This window comes from Cyclobacteriaceae bacterium, from assembly GCA_013141055.1.
In the GTDB taxonomy this organism is placed as follows: domain Bacteria; phylum Bacteroidota; class Bacteroidia; order Cytophagales; family Cyclobacteriaceae; genus ELB16-189.
The window spans coordinates 672,752-696,031 of sequence record JABFRS010000002.1 but is presented as its reverse complement, the minus strand read 5'-3'; the positions used below and the strand labels follow the sequence as shown (position 1 = coordinate 696,031).

The window sequence follows — 23,280 nt, the reverse complement described above, 5'->3', positions numbered from 1 at the left end:
TCTTCATTTGAACCGATTCATTCCATCATACGCCAATCCCAGTCCAACGCTTGATAGTTTGTTCTCGTCCGCAACATCTGCCTGTGGAAAAAGTTTTTTAAACTCCATTTGAACAGCAGGTACTTCCGTAGAACCTCCTGTAAGAATTACAAGATCAATATCTTCCTTTTTTACTTTTGCAAGCTTAAGACATTCGGATGCTGCCTGAGAGATTTTTCTAATTCTTTCATGAATAGCTTCTTCGAATTGACGACGACTAATGTTTACCACAAGGCTATTTTCAAGAAAGTCGAAGGGGGATTGATAATCATTCATAGTAGTAAGTGCAATCTTGGCTTCTTCAGTTGCCGCCAAAAGTGAATGCCCCGTCTCTTGTTCCAGCACTTTGAGCAATCGTCCGAAACGCATTTTGTCGTGTGCCTGGTAGAGCATTTGACGTGTCTGTGAAATTACTTTTGTGGTGTAGAGAAAATTCACTTTACTCCATTCCGCAAGATCATGGTATGGTTTGGGAGGAACTTCGAGGTTCTTCTCTCCGTAGGTAGTTTGATAACCGATCTCAGGCATAACGGCTGCAAGACTAAGATCTTTGTCAAAGTCATTACCACCCACGCGCACGCCGGTATTGGCAAGAATATCCGAAGTGCGATCTGTTTTATGGATAAATTTGTTGGATAAACGAATGACAGTGAAGTCGGAAGTTCCGCCACCTAAGTCGGCGACAATGGCGAGCTTTTCTCCTTCAATTTTAACTTCATGTGCAAATGCCGCCGCGATAGGTTCGAACTGAAATTCTACATGCCTGAACCCAACCTGCTCTGCAATGGCTTTTAATTCCTTTTGAGCACGTATATTCCCTTCAGGATCATTATCAATAAAGTAAACAGGTCTGCCCATTACCACATTTTGCAGTTCTGTTCCTGCGTCAGCATCTACCTTGTCCTTCAGATTCTTAAGAAATGAAGCAATGATCTTTTCGAAACGCATCGGCTTCCCATTGACAAGCGTTCCTTGTTTCATAAGGGAAGTTCCCAATACACGTTTCAGACTTCTCATAAATCTTCCATCAAGTCTGCTGAAGAAAAGATTTACAGCTTCCCGTCCGTAAAGAGGATTATTGCCACGCTGATAGAAAATTGCACTTGGGATTGTTACGTGCGTGCTTTCCACTGGAACGAGATGAATCTCACCACTGTTAGCGATTGCAGCACTTGAGTTAGAAGTACCAAAGTCAATTCCGCAGGAAATAGATTGTCCCAACCCTTTTTTTTTTGAGGGTGGCAAGAGTACAACTAATATTTGTTATTCGAAAGATTCTAAGACATCCAAATCTTCAAATTTTCAGACTTACAGGATCTTTATATCCTGGGGCATATTTTTCAAAGAGGTTGTATACGACATACAAACCCAGGCATGCTGTTACAAATCCGCCTATGATGTCTGTGAAATTATGAACTCCTAAAACGATCCTCGACATCATCATAATAATCATCCAGGGGATTGAAGCGGCCCTACTTCTGGGTGTTCCGAATAGTAGGATCATAAATCCCAATGCGGCAACGGATGTCTCTGCGGTATGTCCAGAAGGAAAGGAATTGCTGCCCCCAACACTGTACTGTGTGATGCGCGAATCCACTTCATAAGGACGGGGTTCTTTTACGGTGCGTTTAATGCTCTGAGCGATAATTCCGGAAAAAGCCATCGCCAGCAAAACGATGAGGGCATTGCGCGTATAATTCTTCTTTTTAAGCCATAATCCAATGATCAGAAAAATAGCAGGAATTCCAATGTTGATGTATTTCCCATAATCTGAAATGATCTGGAAGAAAGTAATGGAAGTAGGTGATTGCTGTGACTGAAGGGACGCAATGATATCCTGTTCGTAAAGTTTAAAGGGTGATACGCGTAGAATGCACAGGGCCGCAAGTAAGATGATCAGGGCACCAGTGATCAACCAAAAGTTTCTTTTCATAGATAGAGGGTCAAAAATAGGGAAAGGCCTTCAAGGTGAAAAATACCTGTGTCTCAACCTCTTGACAGTTAAGTTTTAAACCGTCTATATTAATGAAACCCATATGTTTAAATTTTTGACCATTTTTTTAATCAATAGGGTCAAAAAATACCTTTGCAAAATAAAAATTGGTCTATTTTTGAGCCCGAATAGATTTAAACCAACCCTACTATGGCACAATTACGCTTTGAAGCCCTTAAACGTTTGAGCGAACGCCACAAAATTCATGTGGACGCGGCTTCTCCTAATATTTCTAAAATTTTTGGTGAGAATGTCTTTGGTACTGAACAAATGAGAGCTTCTCTCGCACCTGCTGTATTCAAAAAGGTGAGTTCTTCAATTAAGAATCACGAAAAAATTGACGAAGCAACTGCTGATGCTGTAGCAGCTGGCGCTAAAACATGGGCGATTGCAAAAGGTGCCACCCATTTTACTCACTGGTTTCAGCCCATGACCGGTGGTACTGCCGAAAAGCATGATTCCTTTTTTGATGCTACTTCCGGAATAGAGCGCTTCAAAGGAAGTGAGCTTGTTCAGCAGGAACCCGATGCATCATCATTCCCAAGTGGTGGTATTAGAAGCACATTCGAGGCGCGTGGTTATACAGCCTGGGATCCAACTTCACCAATGTTCCTTTACGGAAAGACATTATGTATTCCTACGATCTTCGTTTCCTATACTGGAGAAACCCTAGATACTAAATCTCCATTATTAAAAGCATTGAAGGCTGTGGATGCATCTGCGACCAGAGTTTGTCAGCTTTTTGATAAGGATATTCAACATGTTGTTGCTTCGCTGGGAGCGGAACAAGAGTATTTCGCTGTAGACGAAGCATTATACATGGCACGTCCTGATCTCGTGATGGCAGGCCGCACAGTATTTGGTCATGCGCCGGCACGGGGTCAGCAGCTTGAGGATCATTATTTTGGAACAATCCCTGGCCGCGTTTATGATTTCATGCGTGAGTTTGAAATTGAATCATGGAAACTTGGCATTCCTGTAAGAACCCGTCACAATGAAGTGGCTCCGAGTCAATTTGAGGTTGCTCCTTTATTTGAAGAAGTGAACGTTGCGAACGATCACAATCAGTTGATGATGGATGTTATCAATCGTGTGGGAGAGAAACACAAGTTGAAGATACTTTTCCATGAAAAACCTTTTGCTGGACTGAACGGTAGTGGTAAGCATAATAACTGGTCCTTGATTACGGATACGGGTGTTAATCTTTACGCACCTACGGGTTCTGCTCGTGATAACCTGATGTTCTTAACATTCTTCATTACAACGATAAAGGCTGTTCATGAACATGCTGATCTCCTTCGTGCCAGCATTGCCACAGCTGCGAATGATTTCCGTCTGGGTGCTAATGAAGCGCCTCCAGCAATCATGTCTGTATTCATTGGTTCACAAATGACTGCAGTTCTGGATGAATTGGAGAAGAAGGGAAATGTTAAAATTGAGAAGGGTGATAACATGTATATGAAATTGGGAATTGATCAGATTCCTGAGATCATATTGGATGCTACTGACCGTAACAGAACTTCTCCTTTTGCATTCACAGGAAATAAATTTGAATTCAGAGCAGTAGGAAGCAGCGACAATTGCGGAACTCCGATGACCGTTCTGAATATGATTGTTGCAGACCAATTGGATAAATTCCATGATGCGGTTAATAAGGAAATCGAAAAGGGTACTGAAAAGCGTCTTGCTATTGTTAACGTCCTCAGAAAGTATATCAAGGAATCCAAGAACATCCGTTTCGAAGGAGATGGATATTCAGATGAATGGGTGAAGGAGGCAAGCAAACGTGGTTTGAATAACATAAAGAACATGCCACGCGCAGTGAATGCCTTTATGTCTAAATCGTCTCTTGAACTTTTTGAAAAACATGATGTCATGAGCCATAAGGAAGTAGAGGCTCGCAATGAGATCAAGCTCGAGAGCTACATTAAGAAAGTGCAGATTGAAGCTCGTGTGATTGGTGATCTGGCTATCAATCACATTATCCCTACAGCAGTGGCTTACCAGAATAAGCTCATCGTTAACGCGAATGGCTTGAAAGGCCTTGGGGTTGATAATAAAGGTGTGATTCAGACCATCAAAGAGATTTCTGGTCACATTGACATCATCAAGTCCAGTGTTAACAAGATGATTGAGGAAAGAAAACGTCTGAATAAGCTGTCAGATACGCATAAAAAAGCAAATGGTTATTGCGATGATGTCAAGGAAAGATACTTTGAGTCGATACGTGATTCAGTTGATAAACTCGAATTGCTGGTGGATGATGAAGATTGGCCACTGGTGAAATACAGAGAACTTCTCTTTTTGAGATAGTAATTTACCAATACCTAAATCCTGACGAAGGCGACGCATAAAAGTGTCGCCTTTTTCTTTTTTGGAAAAGAAGGGTAGTTTGGTGCAGATTTAGCCTATGAAGAAATTACTGCTCTTATCTGCATTGTTGATCAATGCATTTCCAATCTTCTCACAGAAGAAGCCTATTGTTGAAATAAACAAACTTGTAACACAGCCTTCGGTGGAAGCGCCTTTGGCTTTTCTTTCAGCAGATGAGATGAGAGGTCGCGATACGGGATCCAGAGAACTCGATATAGCAGCGAATTATATAGCTTCACAATTCCACGCATGGGGATTAAAAACAGTTGCTGGTGCAGACAAATATTTTCAGCCTGTTGAACTGCATACATTCACTCCTGTGGCTTTTGCGGAACTGAAGTTTAAAGATGATGCTCTGAAATTCAATGAGCAGTTCCTGGTATTGGAAGGTGTTAACGGTGACTTTACAGGTGAATTTATCTTTGTAGGATATGGATCTAAAGAAGAAATGCCCGCTGATATCAGAGGAAAGATGGTGGTATCAATTGTCGGTTCAAGACAGGCTGTCGGAGTGCAACAGATAATTGCTGCGTCCTCTGAAAAATTTGACCGCGTAAAAGCAGCAGGCGGCGCGGGATTGATAGAGTATTTTGTAACTCTTCCATTTCCATGGCAGGCATTGGTAGGATATTTTACTTCGAATGCACGGACTGGAATAAAAAAGGACGGACCTGATTTTCCTCATGTATGGATGAAAGATTCAGAAGTTGCAGGAATGAAGGAATTGAAAGAGCAAAAGAAGGTGACTGGTTCTTTGAATATCAATGCGAAAATGCCTGTGCTCGTCCCCTCCAGGAATGTTGTTGGCATGATTGAAGGAACTGATCCTGTTCTTAAGAATGAATATCTGGTGATCTCAGCTCACTATGACCACGTTGGCGTAGGCGTGAAGAAAGGGCAGGATTCAATTTATAACGGGGCGCGTGACAATGCACTAGGCACAGTAGGCATGATGACCGCTGCGCGTTTCTTTTCGCAGTTTCCTCCAAAGCGTTCCGTATTGTTTATTGCTCTTACTGGAGAAGAAAAAGGTCTGTTGGGAAGTGCCTGGTATGCAGAGCATCCACTGGTACCTCTGGCTCAGACTATTTTTGATCTTGATTGCGATGGTGCTGGTTACAATGATAAATCAGTTGCTACGGTGATTGGATTGGAGCGTACAAGTGCTGAAGCTGATATTTCCAAAGCGTGTAGTGCATTCGGATTGAAGGCTGGAAAAGATCCGGTACCGGAACAGAATTTATATGAGCGTTCTGACAACTATAACTTCGCTAAAAAAGGAATTCCTGCCGTAGATTTTGCGCCGGGAATAAAAGCATTTGATGCTGAATTGATGAAGTACTATCATCAACCGGCTGATGAAGTTGGGTCCCTGGACTTTGAATACCTCGTGAGATTTTATAAGGCTTTTGTATATGCTAATTACTTAATCGCCAATGGGCCAAAAGCTCCAACGTGGACGGCAGGAGATAAATATGAGGCAATAGGGAAGTCGCTTTACAATAAATGAAATCTGTGAATCTTTATTTATTGTCCGAAATTCATCAACCCTGCTTCTTCCAGGTCGAGCTCATACTCCAGCTTTCGTAACACTTCGTCAGGATATTGATTTTTTCTTCTTGCTGATTTTATTTCCCTTCGCTCGAAGTTGATCATGTGGACCTGAAGTTTGTTGTATTCCCTGAAAACTTCTTCCGAGTGGCCTGAAAGATCAGCCGTTAGCATCCTTCGATTGATCTGATCGATTTGACGTTCGAATTTAGTTTTGATATGATGCAATGCATCGCGTGTTGCATCCTCCTGGGCATAGTTTGATTCAATGAATTCAATTGCTGCGTAGGAGAGATACATTCTCAGCTTCTTTTCTTGTTCCTCCAGATTATCAGGATCAGGAATTTTAAACCACTTGATCAAAAGAGGTAGCGTGAGTCCCTGAAGTACCAATGTCATAAGAATAACACAGAACGTGATAAATAAAATTGTATTTCTGAACGGGAAGGGAGTTCCGTTCGTGAGGGTTAGGGGAAGCGCAAGAGCAGCTGCGAGTGAAACAACACCCCGCATACCACTCCATCCGCCCAGTGCAACAGATTTCCAGTTTGGCAAGGGTTCATTTTCCCGAACACCCTTGAATAGATAAGGGAGATAAGTTCCTGGAAATATCCAAAGGATCCGTATGACCATGATCAAAAGACTGATCGTTACACCAAAGAAGATCGCTTGAGATAGCGTGAATCCATCAAGGTTATTAATAATCAGAGGAAGTTGAAGGCCGATGAGAATAAATACAATTCCATTTAAAATGAAGATCAATGCTTCCCAAACGCTGTATGCCTGAATGCGCGAGTCAAACTTGAATATCTCGTCAGAACGCCAGGAGAGAAACAGTCCGGCGCTGACAACTGATAAAACTCCTGAGAAGTGATAATACTCAGCTGCTAAATAGCAGAGGTAAGGTGAGATCAATGTAATGGCCGTATCAATGCTGGGTGTTGTTGGAAGGTACCTGTGTATGAAGTAAAGAATATTTGCAATAGCGATTCCTATCACTACTCCCATGATGGACACTAAAACAAATTGACTGGAAGCATGGCCAAAGGAAAATGTGCCGGTCAGGATCGCGGCAATAGCGAAGCGATAAATGATTAAGCTGGAGGCATCATTGATCAAACTTTCTCCTTCCAATATGGTAGAGAGTCGTTTAGGAACTTTTAATCCTTCCATAACTGAAGTGGCAGCCACTGCATCGGGTGGTGAGATAATTCCACCCAAAAGAAATCCCAACGCCAATGTAAATCCAGGAATTAAAAAGACTGAAAAATATGCGACCACGGTAGAAGTGGCGATCACAAGTCCGAAGGCAAGAAGCATGATCGCTCGACGCCATTTCCAGAAATCATTCCAGGATGTCTGCCATGCGGCGGCATAAAGAAGTGGAGGCAGAAAAATAAAGAATACGATGTCAGGATTTAATTCAATCTGCGGCATTCCTGGAATCATCCAGATTACAAGACCAGCCAATACGAGAAGAATGGGATAGGGAACTTTGATTTTTTCAGCGACAATCGCCAGAAGGGAAACGCAGAAAAGGAGAAATACAAAAACTATGAGTTGCTCGGTCATGCGATAAAGATAGAATACAGTCCATCATTTTTAAAGCCCGATCGCCAAATTGAAGATGATCACTTTGATCAATGAGAGGGTAATAATTCAAGAATAGCATCCCGAATGAGCTCTGGATTTGACCACGGCACAAAATGCGTCATACCTTCCACCATTTCCACTTTTACTTCAGTTCCAGTGAGCATTTTTTTTGCAAAGGCGGCATTTTCTTTTGGAACCAGTGTGTCCTTCGTTCCCTGAATGACAATCGTTTTCGCTTTTACTTTAGGCCAAAGCGGGATCATTTCTTCCAACTCAGGTTTTAATTTATATATCTCATCGTTTGAAGCCCGAATAGAGCGTGGGAGAAGCCATTTAAGGAACGGCGTTGCAAGAGGTCCTCTGAACCACTCATAGGGTTCTAACTCAGGATCAATGCTTGGGGCAACCATCACCAATCCATCAATGAGATCCGGATAATCCATTGCCATGCGTGCGATCAGGGGGCCACCCAGTGAATGACCCACCAGGATAATGGGGCGTTGCGATTTATGTTTCTCAAGAATTGGTTTTAGTAATGCTGCCTGCTTTTCAAGAGAAGGCTCAGCATATCCAAAATTGGAAGCACCAAATCCCGGACGATCCACTGTGATGAGTTGAGCTTTTGAAAGCAGTGAAGTGTCTGCCATGAAATCGATGAAAGCGCTGAGCGAACCGGGTGAGCCGTGAACAAAAACAACCAAGGGTAGGGTAGAGTCGCCAACCTCAAGATAGTTCATGACCCGCTTGTCGACGTCATATCGATGCAGTGTGCCTTTATTTTGTTTGCCGGAAAAATACTGATTGATTTCAGATTTACTCATCCGGAATTGCATGCAGCTATCCATGAGCATCATCAGGCAGGAAAAAATGAAAAGTGGAATAATTAGCTTCCACCATTTCTTCCAGGAATTCTTCATGGCTTAAAGATGAAGAATCTTTTTGTATTGTGTGGGGTTGTTTAACAGATCAATGGCAGACTTAATTCCTGCGTCTTGTTTGAATGATACTTCGATCCGTCCTCGTTCAAGGTAATACCTGATAACGATATCTTCTTCCAGCATGAGCTTGATCTGATCTTTAAAAGTGATCAGGTCGTTCTTTCTGCTTTCTGTGAGGCGCGCCTGTATCTGATCGATCTGTGGTTTCAGATCATCATAGAAACGTTCAGTCTTTGCTTCCTCAGCAAGTTGACTCAATCGTATTTCGATGGGTGAACGATAGTTGTATTCTTTTGTTTTTACCCAGCTGACAAATTCGTTATACTCAGCGTCGGTCAGACTGAAATTCTTTGCGTCCGGAATCGTCGGATGCTTTGCTGCATAGATGGTTCCGTAATCAAAAACTAATCCGTTTGTGTATAAGACTTGTGTCAGCGTACTTGGAGCTTCTTCCGGTAATAATACATCGGGATCAATTCCACCACCATCATAGACGGTTCTTCCTCTTGTTGTTTTAAATGCTTTCTTACTGGAGTCAGGAACAGAGGCAACACTACCGTCATCTCTGCGATGCGTGTAATCCAATACCTGAATGCAGCGACCGGTAGGAGTGTAGTATTTTGCTGTGGTAATTTTTATTTGGGCATTGTATGACAAAGGACGGCTCAGCTGAACCAGACCTTTTCCGTAAGACTTTTCTCCGATAATTACTGCACGATCATAATCCTGTAAAGTTCCTGCAACAATTTCAGATGCGGATGCACTACCGCGATTGATGAGAACGGCAACCGGAATATCGAGATCCAAAGATGGATTAAGAGTTTCGTAATTGATGTTGTTCTCCTGAATCTTTCCTTTCGTAGTAACAACTTGTTTTCCTTTTGCAATGAAGATATTACAGATGTTTACGGCTTCGAACAATAGACCTCCTGGATTGCCACGAAGATCAAGGATGATTGATTTCGCACCTTTTTCTTTCAAAGCCACGATAGCATTCTTGACTTCTTTACCTGCATCAGCCGTAAAGTCTATCAACTGGACGTAACCAACATTGCTGGAGACCATTCCAAAATAAGGAACGTTGCTGATCTTGATCTTTTCCCTTTTGAATTCAAGTGTAATGGGTGCACTTTCTCCATAACGCAAAACCGTTAATGAAACAGGTGTTCCAACCTGACCACGCATCAAGTGATTTGATTCTTCTATAGTGATCTTGGATAATTCCACTTTATCCATTTTGATAACCTGATCACCGATCTTGAGGCCACCCTTATATGCAGGATACCCCTCATACATCATCGTCACAATTGTTCTGTTTCCGGCAAACTCCTGGGTTACGGCTCCAATTCCTCCATAGTGTCCATTATACATCGTTCGGAAATCTTCAACTTCATCTTCAGGAATGTAATTCGTGTAAGGGTCGAGTGAATTCAACATTGCATCAATTCCCGTGCGCACCAGCTTATTGGGATTGACATCATCAACATAAAGAGCATTGACTTCTTTAAAGAGAGTGGCGAAAATGTCGAGGTTCTTGGCAATCTCGAAGTAGCGGTCAGCGGGAGGCGTGAACGCAAAAAGGGTGAGTGCAAAGGCAACTCCAACAAACGCAATCCATTTTTTCATCCTATGCAAAGTTATCTTCTATATCTACGGAAACGTCTGAAGCTAAGTTTTCATTGTTCCGTGAAAGGTTTCCTTAAAATTTATCCGGTATCTGGATGATCCTGACGACAATTTCGTGCGGATCTCCATCCTTGTCCAGGAGGCTGAATTTGACCATGGGGTTGTCGCGGTTGATGTTGCTCTCAACATTGACAATTTTATTATCCTGAAGGTGCTTTTCTATATCCTTTTGCAAAATAAACAGAGCGTTGGCAAAGTCCACTTCCAGGGGACTTGGATTATAGGCAGCAGTCTTCATACAGATCAGTAGGTTGGGAGAAATTACCAGCGGATAATTGCAGAAGCCCAGGTAAAGCCACTGCCAAAAGCCGCTAAACAAATTAAGTCATTTTCCTTGACTCTTCCGTCGGCCCAGGCCTCACTTAGAGCAATTGGAATCGAAGCGGCTGTAGTATTTCCGTACTTCATGATATTATTATAAACCTGATCTTCGCGCAGAGCCAGCTTTTCCTGAATGAACTGACTGATGCGGAGATTCGCCTGGTGAGGAATCAGCAAATTAATGTCCTCTTTTTTAAGATTGTTGGCAGTCAGCGCTTCATTGATGACTTCCATAAATCTTACTACAGCATGCTTGAAAACCATGCTGCCATTCATATAGACTTTGTATCCAGAGGTGTCTAATATCTGATCTGCCTGACGCTCTTTTGGCGGGCGACTGCTGCCGGGATCTTTAACATAAAGCTCTTCAGCAAATTTTCCGTCGGAGTGAAGGTGAGTTGAAAGAATACCTGGTTTATCTGATGCCTGAACGATGGCAGCACCGGCACCATCACCGAAGATTACTGCAGTATTTCGGCCGCGATCGGTAACATCCAATGCAGTCGACTGAATTTCTGCACCCACTACCAGAATGGTTTTGTACATCCCTGACTTTATAAATTGATCGGCAGTCGACAAAGCATAAATAAATCCTGAGCATGCATTCCGTATATCAAGAGCTCCAATACTTTCAAGCCCAAGCTCGCGTTGCAACAATACTCCCGAGCCAGGGAAGAAGTAATCCGGAGTGATCGTTGCAAAGACAATAAACTCAATATCTTTTTCGGTGAGATTGGCACGCTTCAATGCCATGCGTGTGGCTTTGGCCGCCATATTAGCTACCGTATCTTTTGCGGGATCCAACCATCGGCGCTCTTTAATGCCTGTACGCTCTATGATCCACTCATCAGAAGTATCCATGACCGTAGAGAGATATTGATTGGTGATGACCGTTTCCGGAACGTGGTGACCGAGGGCGACAATCTTAGAGTAAGGCATAGTCGATTTTTATAAAAACGTGAGGGCAAATGTAATTTAATTTGGTGATTTGAAAATCCACAGTGAGTATTCCCATTTGCTTAAAAAGAGGTTTCTGAATCAGGTTGGCTTAAACTTCTTTCATTTTCCGATGGCTGAAATTTTAGCTATCTTCAAAAAATGAAATGGTTATTGCTTTCACTTTTCATTGGAGCAGCACTATTCACGGAAGGACAAGTAGTCTTCCGCAACGACTTTATAATCGGTCGTCATCAAAAAATAAAGAACAAGGGCCTTACTTTCATTACGATCAACCTTGATCGTCATCCCAATCTGAACATGCTGATCAACGGAAGAGGAGGCAGAAGCCTTGTGATTGATGTAGCTGCATTGAAGAATCCAATGAAGACCTATTCGTATTCAGAACTCGCAGAACGGATTTATACACCAGGACCTGTTTATCAACCGAGTGTAGCACCTGTACCAATGCACCTACTAATGGAACCACCTCCAAGAATTAAAATGCCTGCTTATAGCAGCAGGATTTTTGAAAGCAGACTGTAATAATCTGCTGATAGTGATTACAATACTACGTTTACAATTCTTCCTGGCACTACGATCACCTTCTTAGGAGCTTTTCCTTCTGTCCACTTCATGACAATCTCTGAAGCAAGAACAACTTTCTCAATATCCTCCTTTGGCATGTCAAGGGCAAATCTCATTTCAGCGCGCACCTTTCCATTGATAGAGATCGGATAATTGAAATCACTTTCCTTTAAATAACTTTCATCAAAGGGAGGGAACGTTGCTTTCACAACGCTATCTGTATGTCCAAGCTTTTCCCACAACTCCTCTGTCATGTGAGGGGCAAAAGGAGAGAGGGCGATTACCAAAGGCTCAATGATCGCACGCTTGTTGCATTTTAATGCGGTCAATTCATTAGAGCAGATCATGAACTCACTTACAGAAGTGTTGAATGAAAAATTCTCTACATCCTGTTCTACCTTCTTCAGTGTTTTATGAAGAATTTTTAACTCCTCGCGGTTAGGGGCTTCATCGCTGACTTTGAAATTTGCGTTTGAGTCGTGAGCCAGATTCCAGAATCTTCTCAGGAATTTATAAACGCCATCGATGCCATTGGTGTTCCAGGGTTTCGATTGCTCCAAAGGTCCAAGGAACATCTCGTAAAGACGTAATGTGTCGGCACCGTAACTGTCGATGATCTGATCCGGATTGACAACATTGAAATATGACTTGCTCATCTTTTCAATTGCTGAGCCTGTGATGTAGCTTCCGTCTTCCTCGAGAATGAATTCAGCATTAGTAAAATCAGGCTTCCATTTCTTAAATGCTTCGGTGTTCAGAACTAATCCATCAACAATATTGATGTCAACATGAAGTGGAGAAAAAGACTCGAATGAAATATTAAATTCACCACTCTGCAGTTTGCCATCCTTTCTGTATTTCTCGTTTATAATCTCTAATTGACGAGTGATTTGTTTACCAGCTGATAAGCGGCTTAATGATTGCTTTTCAGCCAGATCCTGATTCTTCACTTCTGGATAAAGGGCTTCCCGTACTCCATTGGAAATAAAAATGGTTGGATGAGCAGAAGCCTCCCCATTGCAAGTAACGAACGCACGATATACAAATCTTGAATCTCCTGTAATCTTACCCTGATTGATCAGCTTCTTAAAAGGCTCATCAAAATTCAAATACCCAAGATCTGCCAGAACCTTAGTCCATAATCTTGCATACAATAAGTGTGCTACAGCATGTTCGGAACCTCCTACATACACGTCCACCTGGTTCCAATACTCAAGCGATTTCTTTCCCGCAAACTCTTTATCATTATGCGGATCCATATAACGCAAAAAATACCATGCAGCACCCGCATGTGTCGGCATAGTGTTGGAATCTCTCTTTTCGTTCGGTCCAATGTTGATCCAGTCTTTAAGATTCGCTAATGGTCCCTCACCGGAACCTGATGATTTAAAGTTGTCTGATTCAGGCAATGTGAGCGGAAGATCTTTTTCAGCCATAGCGTATGGCATGTCATCACGGAAGATTACCGGGAATGGCTCTCCCCAATAGCGCTGACGACTCCATCCTGCATCACGCATCTTGTAATTTACCTGTCGTGTGCCAATACCTTTCTCTACAAGCTTTGCAACGATCACATCGATAGCAGCTTTCATTGTCATGCCGTTCAGAAAATCAGAATTTTCTAAAATTGCATCGTATGTTGGATTTGCCTCCATGTAATCATAATACTTGCCGATGATGTTGGTAATCGGAAGCTTAAAATGCTTGGCAAACTTGTGATCACGTTCATCACCGCAAGGCACACCCATAATCGCACCCGTTCCATAACCCGCTAAAACATATTCACTGATCCAGATCGGAATCTGTTTATTATTAAACGGATTGATTGCATATGCTCCTGTGAAAGCCCCAGTGATCTTTTTCACTTCGGCCATACGCTCAATTTCAGAACGGCTTTCAACATATTTCAAATAGCCATCAACATCTGCCTGCTGTGCTTTGCTGGTAATATCTTTCACCATTTCGTGCTCAGGAGCAACCACCATGAAGTCAACACCAAAGATGGTTTCAGGACGAGTTGTAAAGACGGTCATGTTAGGAACTACCGATTTCTCACTCTTTACATTGAATATAACTTTCGCCCCAACACTCTTTCCAATCCAGTTGCGCTGGATCTCTTTCATGGAGTCACTAAAGTCAATCTCATCAAGACCTTTTAATAGACGCTCTGCATATTCAGTAATACGCAAGCTCCATTGACGCATCTGTCGTTTAACTACCGGAAATCCACCTCGATAGCTGACTCCGTTAATCACCTCATCATTCGCCAGTACGGTTCCCAATGCTTCACACCAATTCACGTCAGTGTAGGCCAGATACGCAAGACGATATTGCATTAATACTTCCTGCTGCGTCTTTTCATTAAATGATTTCCATTCAGCGGAAGTAAAAATTTCTTTTCCATTCGCTAACCGGAACTTTGTATTTGGAAATGCATGATGCGTGTTTCCTTCGACTTCAAAAATCCTGATCAGCTCAGCAATGCGTTCTGCTTTTTCTTTCTTGCGGTTGAACCAGCTGTCAAAGATTTGCAGGAAGATCCATTGCGTCCACTTGTAATATTTCGGATCGCAGGTCTGCACTTCGCGATCCCAGTCATAACAGAAACCGATCTTGCCAAGCTGTCGCTTGAAGTTCAGAATATTTTCCTGGGTGGAGATTGCAGGATGGATGCCATGTTCAATTGCATATTGTTCGGCAGGTAAGCCAAAGGCATCAAAGCCCATGGGATGCAGTACATTAAATCCTTTTACCTTTTTAAAACGGGCAACAATATCGGATGCAATATATCCTAGCGGGTGACCAACGTGCAGGCCAGCACCGGACGGATATGGGAACATGTCGAGGACGTAGTACTTTGGTTTGACCGTATCCAATTCAGTCTTGTAGACCTTATTGTCAATCCAACGTTTTCGCCACTTTTCCTCAATTTTCCTGATCTCGTCCTTCGAATATTCGGCCATGCTTGCTGTTATTTATTAATGGACTGCAAAAATAACCTAATCGGTGAAAAGTAGGAGTGTTTTTCTTATCGCCACCGTGAATTAAAGTGCATTGATAAGGTGTCGCAATTTGCGACACCTCTTTTAAAGCATGCCAATATTCTTCCTGAGATGAATCTTATAAAGATGTCAGGAATTCAGGATTGCTTGCCTTGAAGGGATTTAACATTTGAAGCTTCAAAAACTTGAAAGAAGATCCTTAAAGCAAGATGAAGAAGTGAAACTGATCTTTAAATATTTGAATGAGTTGCTAAATCCTAAAGCTGAGCCGATGCGACGGATTGGCTTCAAAGTCTAAAGCCTGTACTTCTAAGGTGTCGCATTTTGCGACACCCCTTATCCCCAAAAAGAAATCATTTAATACAGTTCATCCTAACCATCCAACAGTTCAGTAGGTCTTATTAAGTAATCATGTCCCGAAAGGACAGATTTGTCGTGTAATCAGCCAAAAAAGGCCATATGAAAACGACACTACTAACTCTTTCATTCCTTCATTTTTTCCTCCTTTCATTCTCCCAGTCTGTTATTTCTGGTAAGATCCTGGATGAAAAAGGAGAAGGTATTCCAGGTGCCAACATTTCTATCCGTGATACATACGATGGGGCAAGTTCAGCGGTGGATGGTTCCTTTTCATTCAAGACAAATGAAACAGGTACTCAAACGATAGTCTCCACTTTTGTTGGCTATAAAAGTTTTGAGCAAATCATTGAGATAACGGGTAAGCCAATTGAATTGATCATTGTTCTTAAGGAAGAGATCAATCAACTGGAAGCTGTGACCATTTCTGCAGGTTCATTCACTGCAGGTGAAGAAAAGAGAAGGACCATTTTAAAAGCTGTAGATATTGCAACCACTGCAGGTGCTACTGCTGATATCGCTGGCGCATTGAATACACTTCCAGGAACTACAAAAGTAGGAGAGAGCGGCAGATTGTTTGTGCGGGGTGGAGGCAGTAATGAGACAAGGACATTCATTGATGGACTTGTTGTGCTGGATGCATACGGTCCATCTGCTCCCAATACTCCTTCCCGCGGAAGATTCCTTCCATTCATGTTTAAAGGAACAAGCTTCAGCACCGGTGGATATTCTGCTGAGTATGGGCAAGCTTTGTCGTCCGCTCTTGTGCTTAGTTCAAAGGATAAGGCTGAGATGAATCAGACCGACATTGGATTTTTATCGGTGGGAACTGACCTCGCTCACACGCAGGTTTGGGATCGTGCATCGGCGTCAGCGAAAATTCAATACACCAACATCCGTCCTTATTACAGTATCCTCAGTCAGCGTGTTGACTGGATTGATCCTCTTGTTTCTTTTCAGGGGAGCTCTGCCTATCGCCAGCAGATTGGAAAAGATGGACTGCTTAAAGTATTTGGAAACTTCAATCATTCAACCTTTGCGCTTAACAATCATGACATTGATCAGCCGGAACTTAAGCAGAGGATGGATCTCACCAACCGGTATGGTTATGGAAACGTTGCGTATCAAAAACCTCTGAATGAAAACTGGTCATTGCGAAGTGGTTTCGCTTACAGTTACAATGAGAATGCAGCGCAATTCAATTTTCATCCTGCTACAGAAGTTGAAAAAGGAATTCATACAAAGCTGGTGCTGGAGAATTCTGTTTCTGATAAGATCGAATTAAGATTTGGCGGAGAATTAATTGCCAGAAGCTATTCTGCCTCAAAGCAGGACGAGATTTCTCTGCAAACATTTTCATCATCTTTTAATGAAAGCATCGCTGCTTCATTTGTTGAAATGGAAGCATATGCCAGTAATCATTTTGTTGTGAAGGGTGGAATGCGGACCGAATACAATTCATTGTTGCGTCAGGCTTCACTTGACCCAAGAGTATCACTTGCCTATCGTCCAGGCAAGCAAGGACAATTTTCATTCGCCTACGGAACTTTTCGCCAATCGGCCCAGAATCAATACCTGAGAGTCAATAACAACCTTAACAGCGAAAGAGCGGAACACTTCATCCTGAATTATCAGATCATTAATAACAAGAGAACTTTCAGGGTTGAGACTTACTACAAAAAATACAAGGACCTCGTCAAGTTCATGGATGCAGATGGATTTGTATTAAATAACAATGGTAATGGATATGCAAAGGGAGTGGAGTTCTTCTGGAGGGACAGTCAAACCCTGCGCAATGTTGATTACTGGATTTCATATTCCTTCCTGGACACTCAGCGTGATTATCTGAATTTCCCTTCTTCAGCAACACCAACCTTTGCATCCAAACATAATTTTTCATTTGTGTATAAGCACTTTGTGACAAAATTGAAATCACAGTTAGGATTCACATACTCCTACAGCAGTGGAAGACCATATTATAATCCTAACAATGAGAACTTCAATTCTGATCAGACACCTGACTATCATGATGTCAGTGCGAACGTCGCCTATTTACCAAAAAACTGGTTGATAATTTATCTGTCCTGCACCAATCTCCTGGCACGCGACAACATTTTTGGTTACACGTATAGCAGCACACCTGATGCAAATGGGGTATATGCCAGTCGTGCTGTTACTCAACCTGCACCACATTTCCTGATGGCAGGAGTATTCATCACGATCACTAAAAACAAGTCAATTAATCAACTACCAAATTTATAATTAACTCATAACCTTTAAATCCAATTATTATGAAAACGATCATCTTATCCCTCATTATCGCATGCTCCTCTGCCTGTGCATTCTCAAATGATGCCAAGTACTTTGAAACCATGGGCAAAAGCATAGAACAGGTTTATAGAGCTCAAACCATTGAAGAGATCCAGCAGGCAGTGAATGTTCTTGACAGGGTCGGAAATTCAGAAAAGACCAAATGGGAACCATTCTATTATGCATCTTTTGGATATGTATTGATGGCTACCAAAGAAGGCGACGGAACAAAGAAAGATTCCTATCTCGATCAGGCGCAGTTGGAAATAGATAAAGCAATAGCCATTAATGCAAATGAATCGGAGATTGTAACGCTGCAAGGATTCATTCATACCATTCGTGTCACTGTAGATCCAAGGTCAAGGGGTCAGAAGTATTCAAGCCTTGCCATGCAGTCGTATGGAAAAGCTAACAAGTTGAATCCTGAGAATCCACGTGCACTTGGATTAATGGCTCAGATGCAGTTTGGAACAGCCCGTTTTTTGAATGCATCAACAGCAGAAGCTTGTGCTACCGCAAAAATTGCTCTTGAAAAATTCGCCAGCTATAAGTCTGAAAATGTTCTGGCGCCGGTATGGGGAAAAGAAACAACGGCAGAACTGTTAAATCAGTGTAAGTAATTTTTACCTGATCAATAAAACTTATATTAGCTTTTGCTTTCAGATTTAACTTTCAGCATTCATGGTAATGGGTTCGTCATTGTGGTCAAAATCTCTCAGGGTTTTTCTGATCTCCATCGTGGGGTCGGGTATCATGACCTACTTTACGTGCACAAGCTGCCACACGAATGCTGAAAGTTATCTTTGGGTTACTGGATTTGGTTTCAGTGTATGGTTCTTTTTGTGGATGGGCAATGACGTCCTCACTCATTATGCAAATGACAAAATCTCCTGGGTAGAATTTCCTATTAAAAGATTGGTCGTTGGCATTATTATCACAACGATCTATACAACAGGCATTGTTTTGCTGATTGATTTTGCCTGGTCACAATTGGTGCCATTCAAAATTGGAAATAATAGATGGATCGTCGGATTTTCCCTGATCCTTACTTTTTTAGTGTCACTGTTTCTCCATGGGAGAGAATTTCTGATCCGTTGGAAGCAATCTGCTGTACGGGAAGAGCAGTTGCAAAAGGAAAATGTCCGTTCACAATATGAGAGTCTGAAGAATCAGGTTAATCCACATTTTCTTTTCAATAGCTTAAATGCCTTGACCAATCTTGTGTATGAAGATCAGGATAAAGCGGCTCGGTTCATTAAACAACTCTCTGAAGTTTATCGATATGTCCTTGATACCCGGGAAAAAGAAGTCGTGCCACTGGAAGACGAGTTGAAATTCATTGATGCTTACCTGTTCCTTCAGAAAATAAGATTCGGTGAGAAGCTTAAAGTAGAAATCAATTTATCGGGTGTACAATCTTCTGTCGCTCCGCTGGCAATGCAGATGCTTCTGGAAAATGCGATCAAGCACAATGTAGTGTCAGAAGACAATCCATTGACCCTTAAACTTTATTCGGAAGAAAATTTTATTGTGATTGAAAATTCAATCCTGAAGAAGAATTCTTTACCGGAACCTACTTCAGGGCTTGGATTACAGAATATTAAGAGGAGGTATGAATTTCTCAGCAATACGAAAGTTGAAATCTCCGATAGCGGTGATAAGTTCATTGTCAGATTGCCAATCATTTCAACATTAGTATGAAGATATTGATCATTGAAGATGAAATACAGGCAGCGGATCGGTTGGAGAACCTCATCCTGAAAATATCCTCTGGTTCTGTCATTGTTGGTAAGCTTGATTCTGTAAAACGTTCTGTGGAATGGTTTTCAAAAAACCTTCCGGTGGATCTGATCTTTATGGATATCCAGCTCGCGGATGGTCTTAGCTTTGAAATATTTGATAAGGTAGAAGTAAGATCGCCGGTTATATTTACAACTGCTTATAATGAATATGCTTTAAAGGCATTTAAAGTAAATAGCATTGATTATATTCTGAAGCCTGTTGATCATGAAGAGCTTTCCAATGCATTTAAAAAATATGAGCGCCTTGTGGGAAGCAGTCAGCCGCAGGAAAAAATGATTGAAAGCATCGGCTTTGCCATGCAAATGCTTACCAAAAAATATAAGGAGCGCTTCGTTTTAAAAGTAGGAGAGCACCTCAAGTCGGTCGAAGTAAAAGATATCCTTTTTTTCTATAGCCTCGAGAAAGCCACATTCGCCCAGACTTCCGACGACCGCAAGCATATTCTGGATTTCACATTGGATCAACTGGAAGGGATAATCGATCCTTCGCGATTCTTTAGAGTAAACAGAAAATACTTTGTTGGTGTCGATTCAATTCAGGACATGATCAGCTTTACCAATAGCCGACTGAAACTTCTGCTAAAGACCAGCGATGATATGGATATTATTGTGGCCCGCGAACGTGTACAGGAGTTTAAAGAATGGCTGGATCGATAAACTTTGCGTTTTCCGCTTTGGGTTTTATATTTAGTTTATGAATTGCATCAACTGCGGCGCTGAAGTTCAGGGTAAATTCTGCTCCCAATGCGCCCAACCTTCGCCTCCCAAAAAGCTTTCTTTTGGAAATTTGTATCATGACTTTCAGGCCAGGATATATGGCTTTGATGGAATGTTTCCCAGAACTCTGAAAGACCTGACGATTCATCCAGGTCCTGCATCCAGATGTTTTATTGAGGGAAACCGGGTATTGTATTATGGGCCTGTAGGCTACTTCTTTTTGATGATCACGCTCATGCTGCTGATTGCAGAAATACTGAGTGTTGATTTGGTGGCATTCATGAAATCAGCCAGCGAAACTTTTCAGACAGTCAAGCCAGGCAAAGGGCAGGCGCAGTTCCAGAAAATGGTCCTGCAGTTTAGCTCCGACAACATAAAATTGTTTTCGTTTGCCATCATACCTATTCAGGCTTTTGTTTCCAGGTACATTTTCTTTCGTAAGAGCGGACTGACTTTTCTGGAGCAATCTGTCCTTCCATTTTACCTTCAGGGACATATGTATTGGCTAAGTATTTTCGCGCTCATTTATTTCAAGATTTCAGGAGTGTATTTTCCTAACGACATCATGGTGGTGATGATGATCTTGTACTTCAGCTATGGTCAAATGAGTTTTTTCACCCACCAGTCAAAGGTCAAAGCATTCCTCAAGGGTTTTGGAGTATATGCGGTTTCAATGATTTTCTTTACAATTATTGTAGCCATTGTAACAATCATAATCGTCATAAATAATAAGGAAGTCTATGATTTGGTTAAGCCTTCCAATAACAAGTAGATCAATGATGCGCTGCTTTGTCTTAAACAATTAGTCAGGTTTTATCAATCAATTGTCTTTTGACGGACACATCCTCTGGTCATAAGATGCGTTTCATTTCTGACCTTTGACAAAATTTTAAACCTATGAAATTTACCACCCTTCTTTACTGGGCAACCCGCATTCTTGCAGCTGTGATCATGCTTCAAACTCTGTATTTCAAATTCTCAGCATCACCTGAATCTGTTTACATTTTTACTACAATAGGAATGGAACCGTGGGGACGCATCGGAGTGGGGGTCATGGAGTTGATTGCTTCTGTACTTATTCTGGTTCCGGCAACAACATGGCTGGGTGCAGGACTCTCCCTCGGTTTGATGGCGGGTGCCATTGGCATGCACTTAACCATTCTTGGAATTACAATTCCATCGGAGAATGGAGGGAACGACGGAGGTCAGTTGTTCCTGTATGCTGTCATCGTTACAGTATGCTCTCTCTATGTTCTCTGGTATGATCGCGAGAAAGTAAAATCAGTAATTCAGAAATTTATTAAGAAGTAATTACGGTTTCCTGATCAAAGCCACCAGCTGATCAGTTTCTTCTTTAAACTCAGGAGCGTCTTTAACAGTTTCTTTCAAACCCTCTAATAAATAGTTAGGAATGGGTTGATTCGCAGCTGTCTTTTGTGCAAGATCTTTTAATATGTCTGAGGCATCTTTCTTCGTTGAAAGCGAACTTACTTCAATACGATCCTGTAATTTTTTAATTGCCTCAAGCGTTGGGTTGGTAGTTATCACAGTAACTACTGGCTCAGTAATTTTTGGAGCCTGAAGACATTTATTGTACTCCTCGACGACCTTATCAATATCCTTTCTTTTTAATTCCTCGCTCTTGATCTTATCACTCACAGACTGACAATCGCCGAGATAAGTCATTAACACCTTCTTGAAATACAATCCCGGTACTTCCATTGCCGTACCATCTTTTTTAACGAGGTAGTCATTTTCGTAGACATAGCTGTTGGGACGCCGTGCCTTATACAGACTTAAAAACCCTGACCGGATTAGCTTCATCATCCGGTACGCACCCTCTACTGACTTGACAGGGGTGTATGTTTCACCTTTAATGAATACGCTTTTAAGTTGAATGCAGGTGAAATGACTTTTCTTGTCGGGTTGTACAACATCCACGCGATCGATAATGTCATAACCCTGGATCTGGACTTTCCCGCGAAGGGTATCATTCTTTTGTGTCACAGCATAATCCTGTGCATGGGTTAATCCTGAAATAAGGATCAGCAAAAAGAAAACGACTGCTTTCATTTAGAGGTATATTTTAACCACAAGTTTAACGTTATTTGAAAATACTTTATTGGATTTTTTTTAATAAACCCTGTAAATTCGGGCGAATTCTTAAATATGGTAGATTATAATCCCAAGGCTTGGTTTTCTCTGATCACACATTCATACAGTCGTCACGTGATGCGGACGCTGCAGCCCGTTTTGATCTTTATGGCTGCATACTCGGCAATTACATGTTATCTTATCCTCGACGTTTTCAGATTGCATGAGAAGGATTTTCACAGCACCATTTCCATGCATTCCCTGCTTGGAATCGTGCTCGGCTTGTTCCTTGTCTTTCGTACCAATTCTGCCTACGACCGCTGGTGGGAGGGGAGAAGGCATTGGGGAAGCATGGTCAACAATACCCGCAACCTTGCTCAGAAGATGAATGCTTTTCTGCCATTGGATGATATGGAGAACCGTAAATTCTTCAGCGCCATGATCATCAATTTTGCCAGATCTGTCAAGGATCATTTAAGAATGGGTGTCAACGTTGCTGAACTTGAACCGGTAGGAGACAACTTCCTGGACAATTTTAAAAACGTGAAGCACGTTCCCAATCGTGTCTCCTCCATGATGTATCAGCGTATGAATGAATTGTATCAGAAAAAAGCTATTTCCGGAGATCAATTATTCCTTGTAGACAAAGAATTAAAAGAGTTTTCTGATATCCTGGGTGCCTGTGAGCGCATTAAGAATACTCCTATTCCATATTCCTATTCGATGTATATTAAGAAATTTATTTTCATCTACATCATCACTCTGCCCTTTGGTTTTGTGACAACAACAGAGTACATCACTATTCCGATTGTTGTCCTGATCTCTTTTGTGATCTTCAGTGTTGAATTGATTGCAGAGGAAATTGAGGATCCTTTCGGAAAAGATGTGAACGATCTTCCTACAGATGAGCTGACCTCAAAGATCCGCGATAACGTGAAAGAGATCTTGTTGCCTCAACCTGCCAGCAAGGTATAGATCCC

At 41.8% G+C, this 23,280-nt stretch carries 19 protein-coding genes; 10 read left to right on the top strand and 9 right to left on the bottom strand.

Annotation, left to right across the window (positions count from 1 at the left end; translation table 11 throughout):
• Positions 1-3 precede the first annotated feature (3 nt).
• On the bottom strand, positions 4-1,260 hold the full coding sequence (locus tag HOP08_17575; GenBank protein ID NOT76740.1) for an Hsp70 family protein: 1,257 nt from the start codon (positions 1,258-1,260) through the stop codon (positions 4-6).
• Positions 1,261-1,333: 73 nt separating this feature from the next.
• A complete protein-coding gene (locus HOP08_17570; GenBank protein NOT76739.1) occupies positions 1,334-1,972 on the bottom strand; it encodes a phosphatase PAP2 family protein in 639 nt (212 codons plus the stop codon).
• Between the two features lie 210 nt (positions 1,973-2,182).
• Here HOP08_17570 and HOP08_17565 point away from each other — a divergent pair, with 210 nt between their 5' ends.
• Both HOP08_17565 and HOP08_17560 read left to right on the top strand, forming a co-directional pair.
• Entirely contained in the window at positions 2,183-4,345 is a 2,163-nt protein-coding gene (locus tag HOP08_17565; protein NOT76738.1) for a glutamine synthetase type III, read from the top strand.
• A gap of 97 nt (positions 4,346-4,442) precedes the next feature.
• Positions 4,443-5,915 (top strand): M28 family peptidase, encoded by a 1,473-nt coding sequence (locus HOP08_17560; protein ID NOT76737.1) that lies wholly within the window; start codon positions 4,443-4,445, stop codon positions 5,913-5,915.
• A 17-nt stretch (positions 5,916-5,932) separates the two neighbouring features.
• Here HOP08_17560 and HOP08_17555 read toward each other — a convergent pair whose 3' ends face one another.
• The 5 genes from HOP08_17555 to HOP08_17535 form a co-directional block, all read right to left on the bottom strand.
• Positions 5,933-7,528 (bottom strand): Na+/H+ antiporter, encoded by a 1,596-nt coding sequence (locus HOP08_17555; protein ID NOT76736.1) that lies wholly within the window; start codon positions 7,526-7,528, stop codon positions 5,933-5,935.
• Positions 7,529-7,596: 68 nt separating this feature from the next.
• Positions 7,597-8,466, bottom strand: coding sequence for an alpha/beta hydrolase (locus HOP08_17550; GenBank protein ID NOT76735.1), 870 nt, complete (start codon positions 8,464-8,466; stop codon positions 7,597-7,599).
• Positions 8,467-8,469: 3 nt separating this feature from the next.
• On the bottom strand, positions 8,470-10,113 hold the full coding sequence (locus HOP08_17545) for a S41 family peptidase (protein NOT76734.1): 1,644 nt from the start codon (positions 10,111-10,113) through the stop codon (positions 8,470-8,472).
• A 73-nt stretch (positions 10,114-10,186) separates the two neighbouring features.
• Positions 10,187-10,411, bottom strand: a complete 225-nt coding sequence (locus tag HOP08_17540; GenBank protein NOT76733.1) for a hypothetical protein — start codon at positions 10,409-10,411, stop codon at positions 10,187-10,189.
• A gap of 23 nt (positions 10,412-10,434) precedes the next feature.
• Positions 10,435-11,433, bottom strand: coding sequence for a ketoacyl-ACP synthase III (locus HOP08_17535; GenBank protein NOT76732.1), 999 nt, complete (start codon positions 11,431-11,433; stop codon positions 10,435-10,437).
• Between the two features lie 159 nt (positions 11,434-11,592).
• Between HOP08_17535 and HOP08_17530 the strand changes: the two genes are divergently transcribed.
• Entirely contained in the window at positions 11,593-11,976 is a 384-nt protein-coding gene (locus tag HOP08_17530; GenBank protein ID NOT76731.1) for a hypothetical protein, read from the top strand.
• A 17-nt stretch (positions 11,977-11,993) separates the two neighbouring features.
• On the opposite strand, the gene HOP08_17525 is transcribed toward HOP08_17530, so the two are convergent.
• Entirely contained in the window at positions 11,994-14,981 is a 2,988-nt protein-coding gene (locus HOP08_17525; GenBank protein ID NOT76730.1) for a leucine--tRNA ligase, read from the bottom strand.
• A 498-nt stretch (positions 14,982-15,479) separates the two neighbouring features.
• On the opposite strand from HOP08_17525, the gene HOP08_17520 reads away from it, so the two are divergent.
• The 6 genes from HOP08_17520 to HOP08_17495 all read left to right on the top strand — a co-directional run bounded on the left by HOP08_17520 (position 15,480) and on the right by HOP08_17495 (position 21,517).
• Positions 15,480-17,639, top strand: a complete 2,160-nt coding sequence (locus HOP08_17520; protein ID NOT76729.1) for a TonB-dependent receptor — start codon at positions 15,480-15,482, stop codon at positions 17,637-17,639.
• Between the two features lie 29 nt (positions 17,640-17,668).
• The gene (locus HOP08_17515) at positions 17,669-18,307 is read left to right on the top strand and encodes a hypothetical protein (protein ID NOT76728.1); all 639 of its coding nucleotides are present in this window, start codon (positions 17,669-17,671) and stop codon (positions 18,305-18,307) included.
• 61 nt (positions 18,308-18,368) lie between these two features.
• Positions 18,369-19,388 carry a histidine kinase gene (locus tag HOP08_17510; GenBank protein ID NOT76727.1) on the top strand — a complete coding sequence of 340 codons (1,020 nt, stop codon included), beginning with the start codon at positions 18,369-18,371 and terminating at the stop codon, positions 19,386-19,388.
• On the top strand, positions 19,385-20,146 hold the full coding sequence (locus HOP08_17505) for a response regulator transcription factor (GenBank protein ID NOT76726.1): 762 nt from the start codon (positions 19,385-19,387) through the stop codon (positions 20,144-20,146). The genes HOP08_17510 and HOP08_17505 overlap by 4 nt, the downstream gene beginning before the upstream one ends.
• A gap of 37 nt (positions 20,147-20,183) precedes the next feature.
• Positions 20,184-20,978, top strand: coding sequence for a DUF3667 domain-containing protein (locus HOP08_17500; GenBank protein ID NOT76725.1), 795 nt, complete (start codon positions 20,184-20,186; stop codon positions 20,976-20,978).
• 125 nt (positions 20,979-21,103) lie between these two features.
• Positions 21,104-21,517 (top strand): DoxX family protein, encoded by a 414-nt coding sequence (locus HOP08_17495; protein NOT76724.1) that lies wholly within the window; start codon positions 21,104-21,106, stop codon positions 21,515-21,517.
• Here HOP08_17495 and HOP08_17490 read toward each other — a convergent pair whose 3' ends face one another.
• On the bottom strand, positions 21,518-22,279 hold the full coding sequence (locus HOP08_17490; protein ID NOT76723.1) for a hypothetical protein: 762 nt from the start codon (positions 22,277-22,279) through the stop codon (positions 21,518-21,520).
• 96 nt (positions 22,280-22,375) lie between these two features.
• Between HOP08_17490 and HOP08_17485 the strand changes: the two genes are divergently transcribed.
• Positions 22,376-23,275, top strand: coding sequence for a bestrophin (locus tag HOP08_17485; GenBank protein NOT76722.1), 900 nt, complete (start codon positions 22,376-22,378; stop codon positions 23,273-23,275).
• The last annotated feature ends 5 nt before the right edge of the window (positions 23,276-23,280 follow it).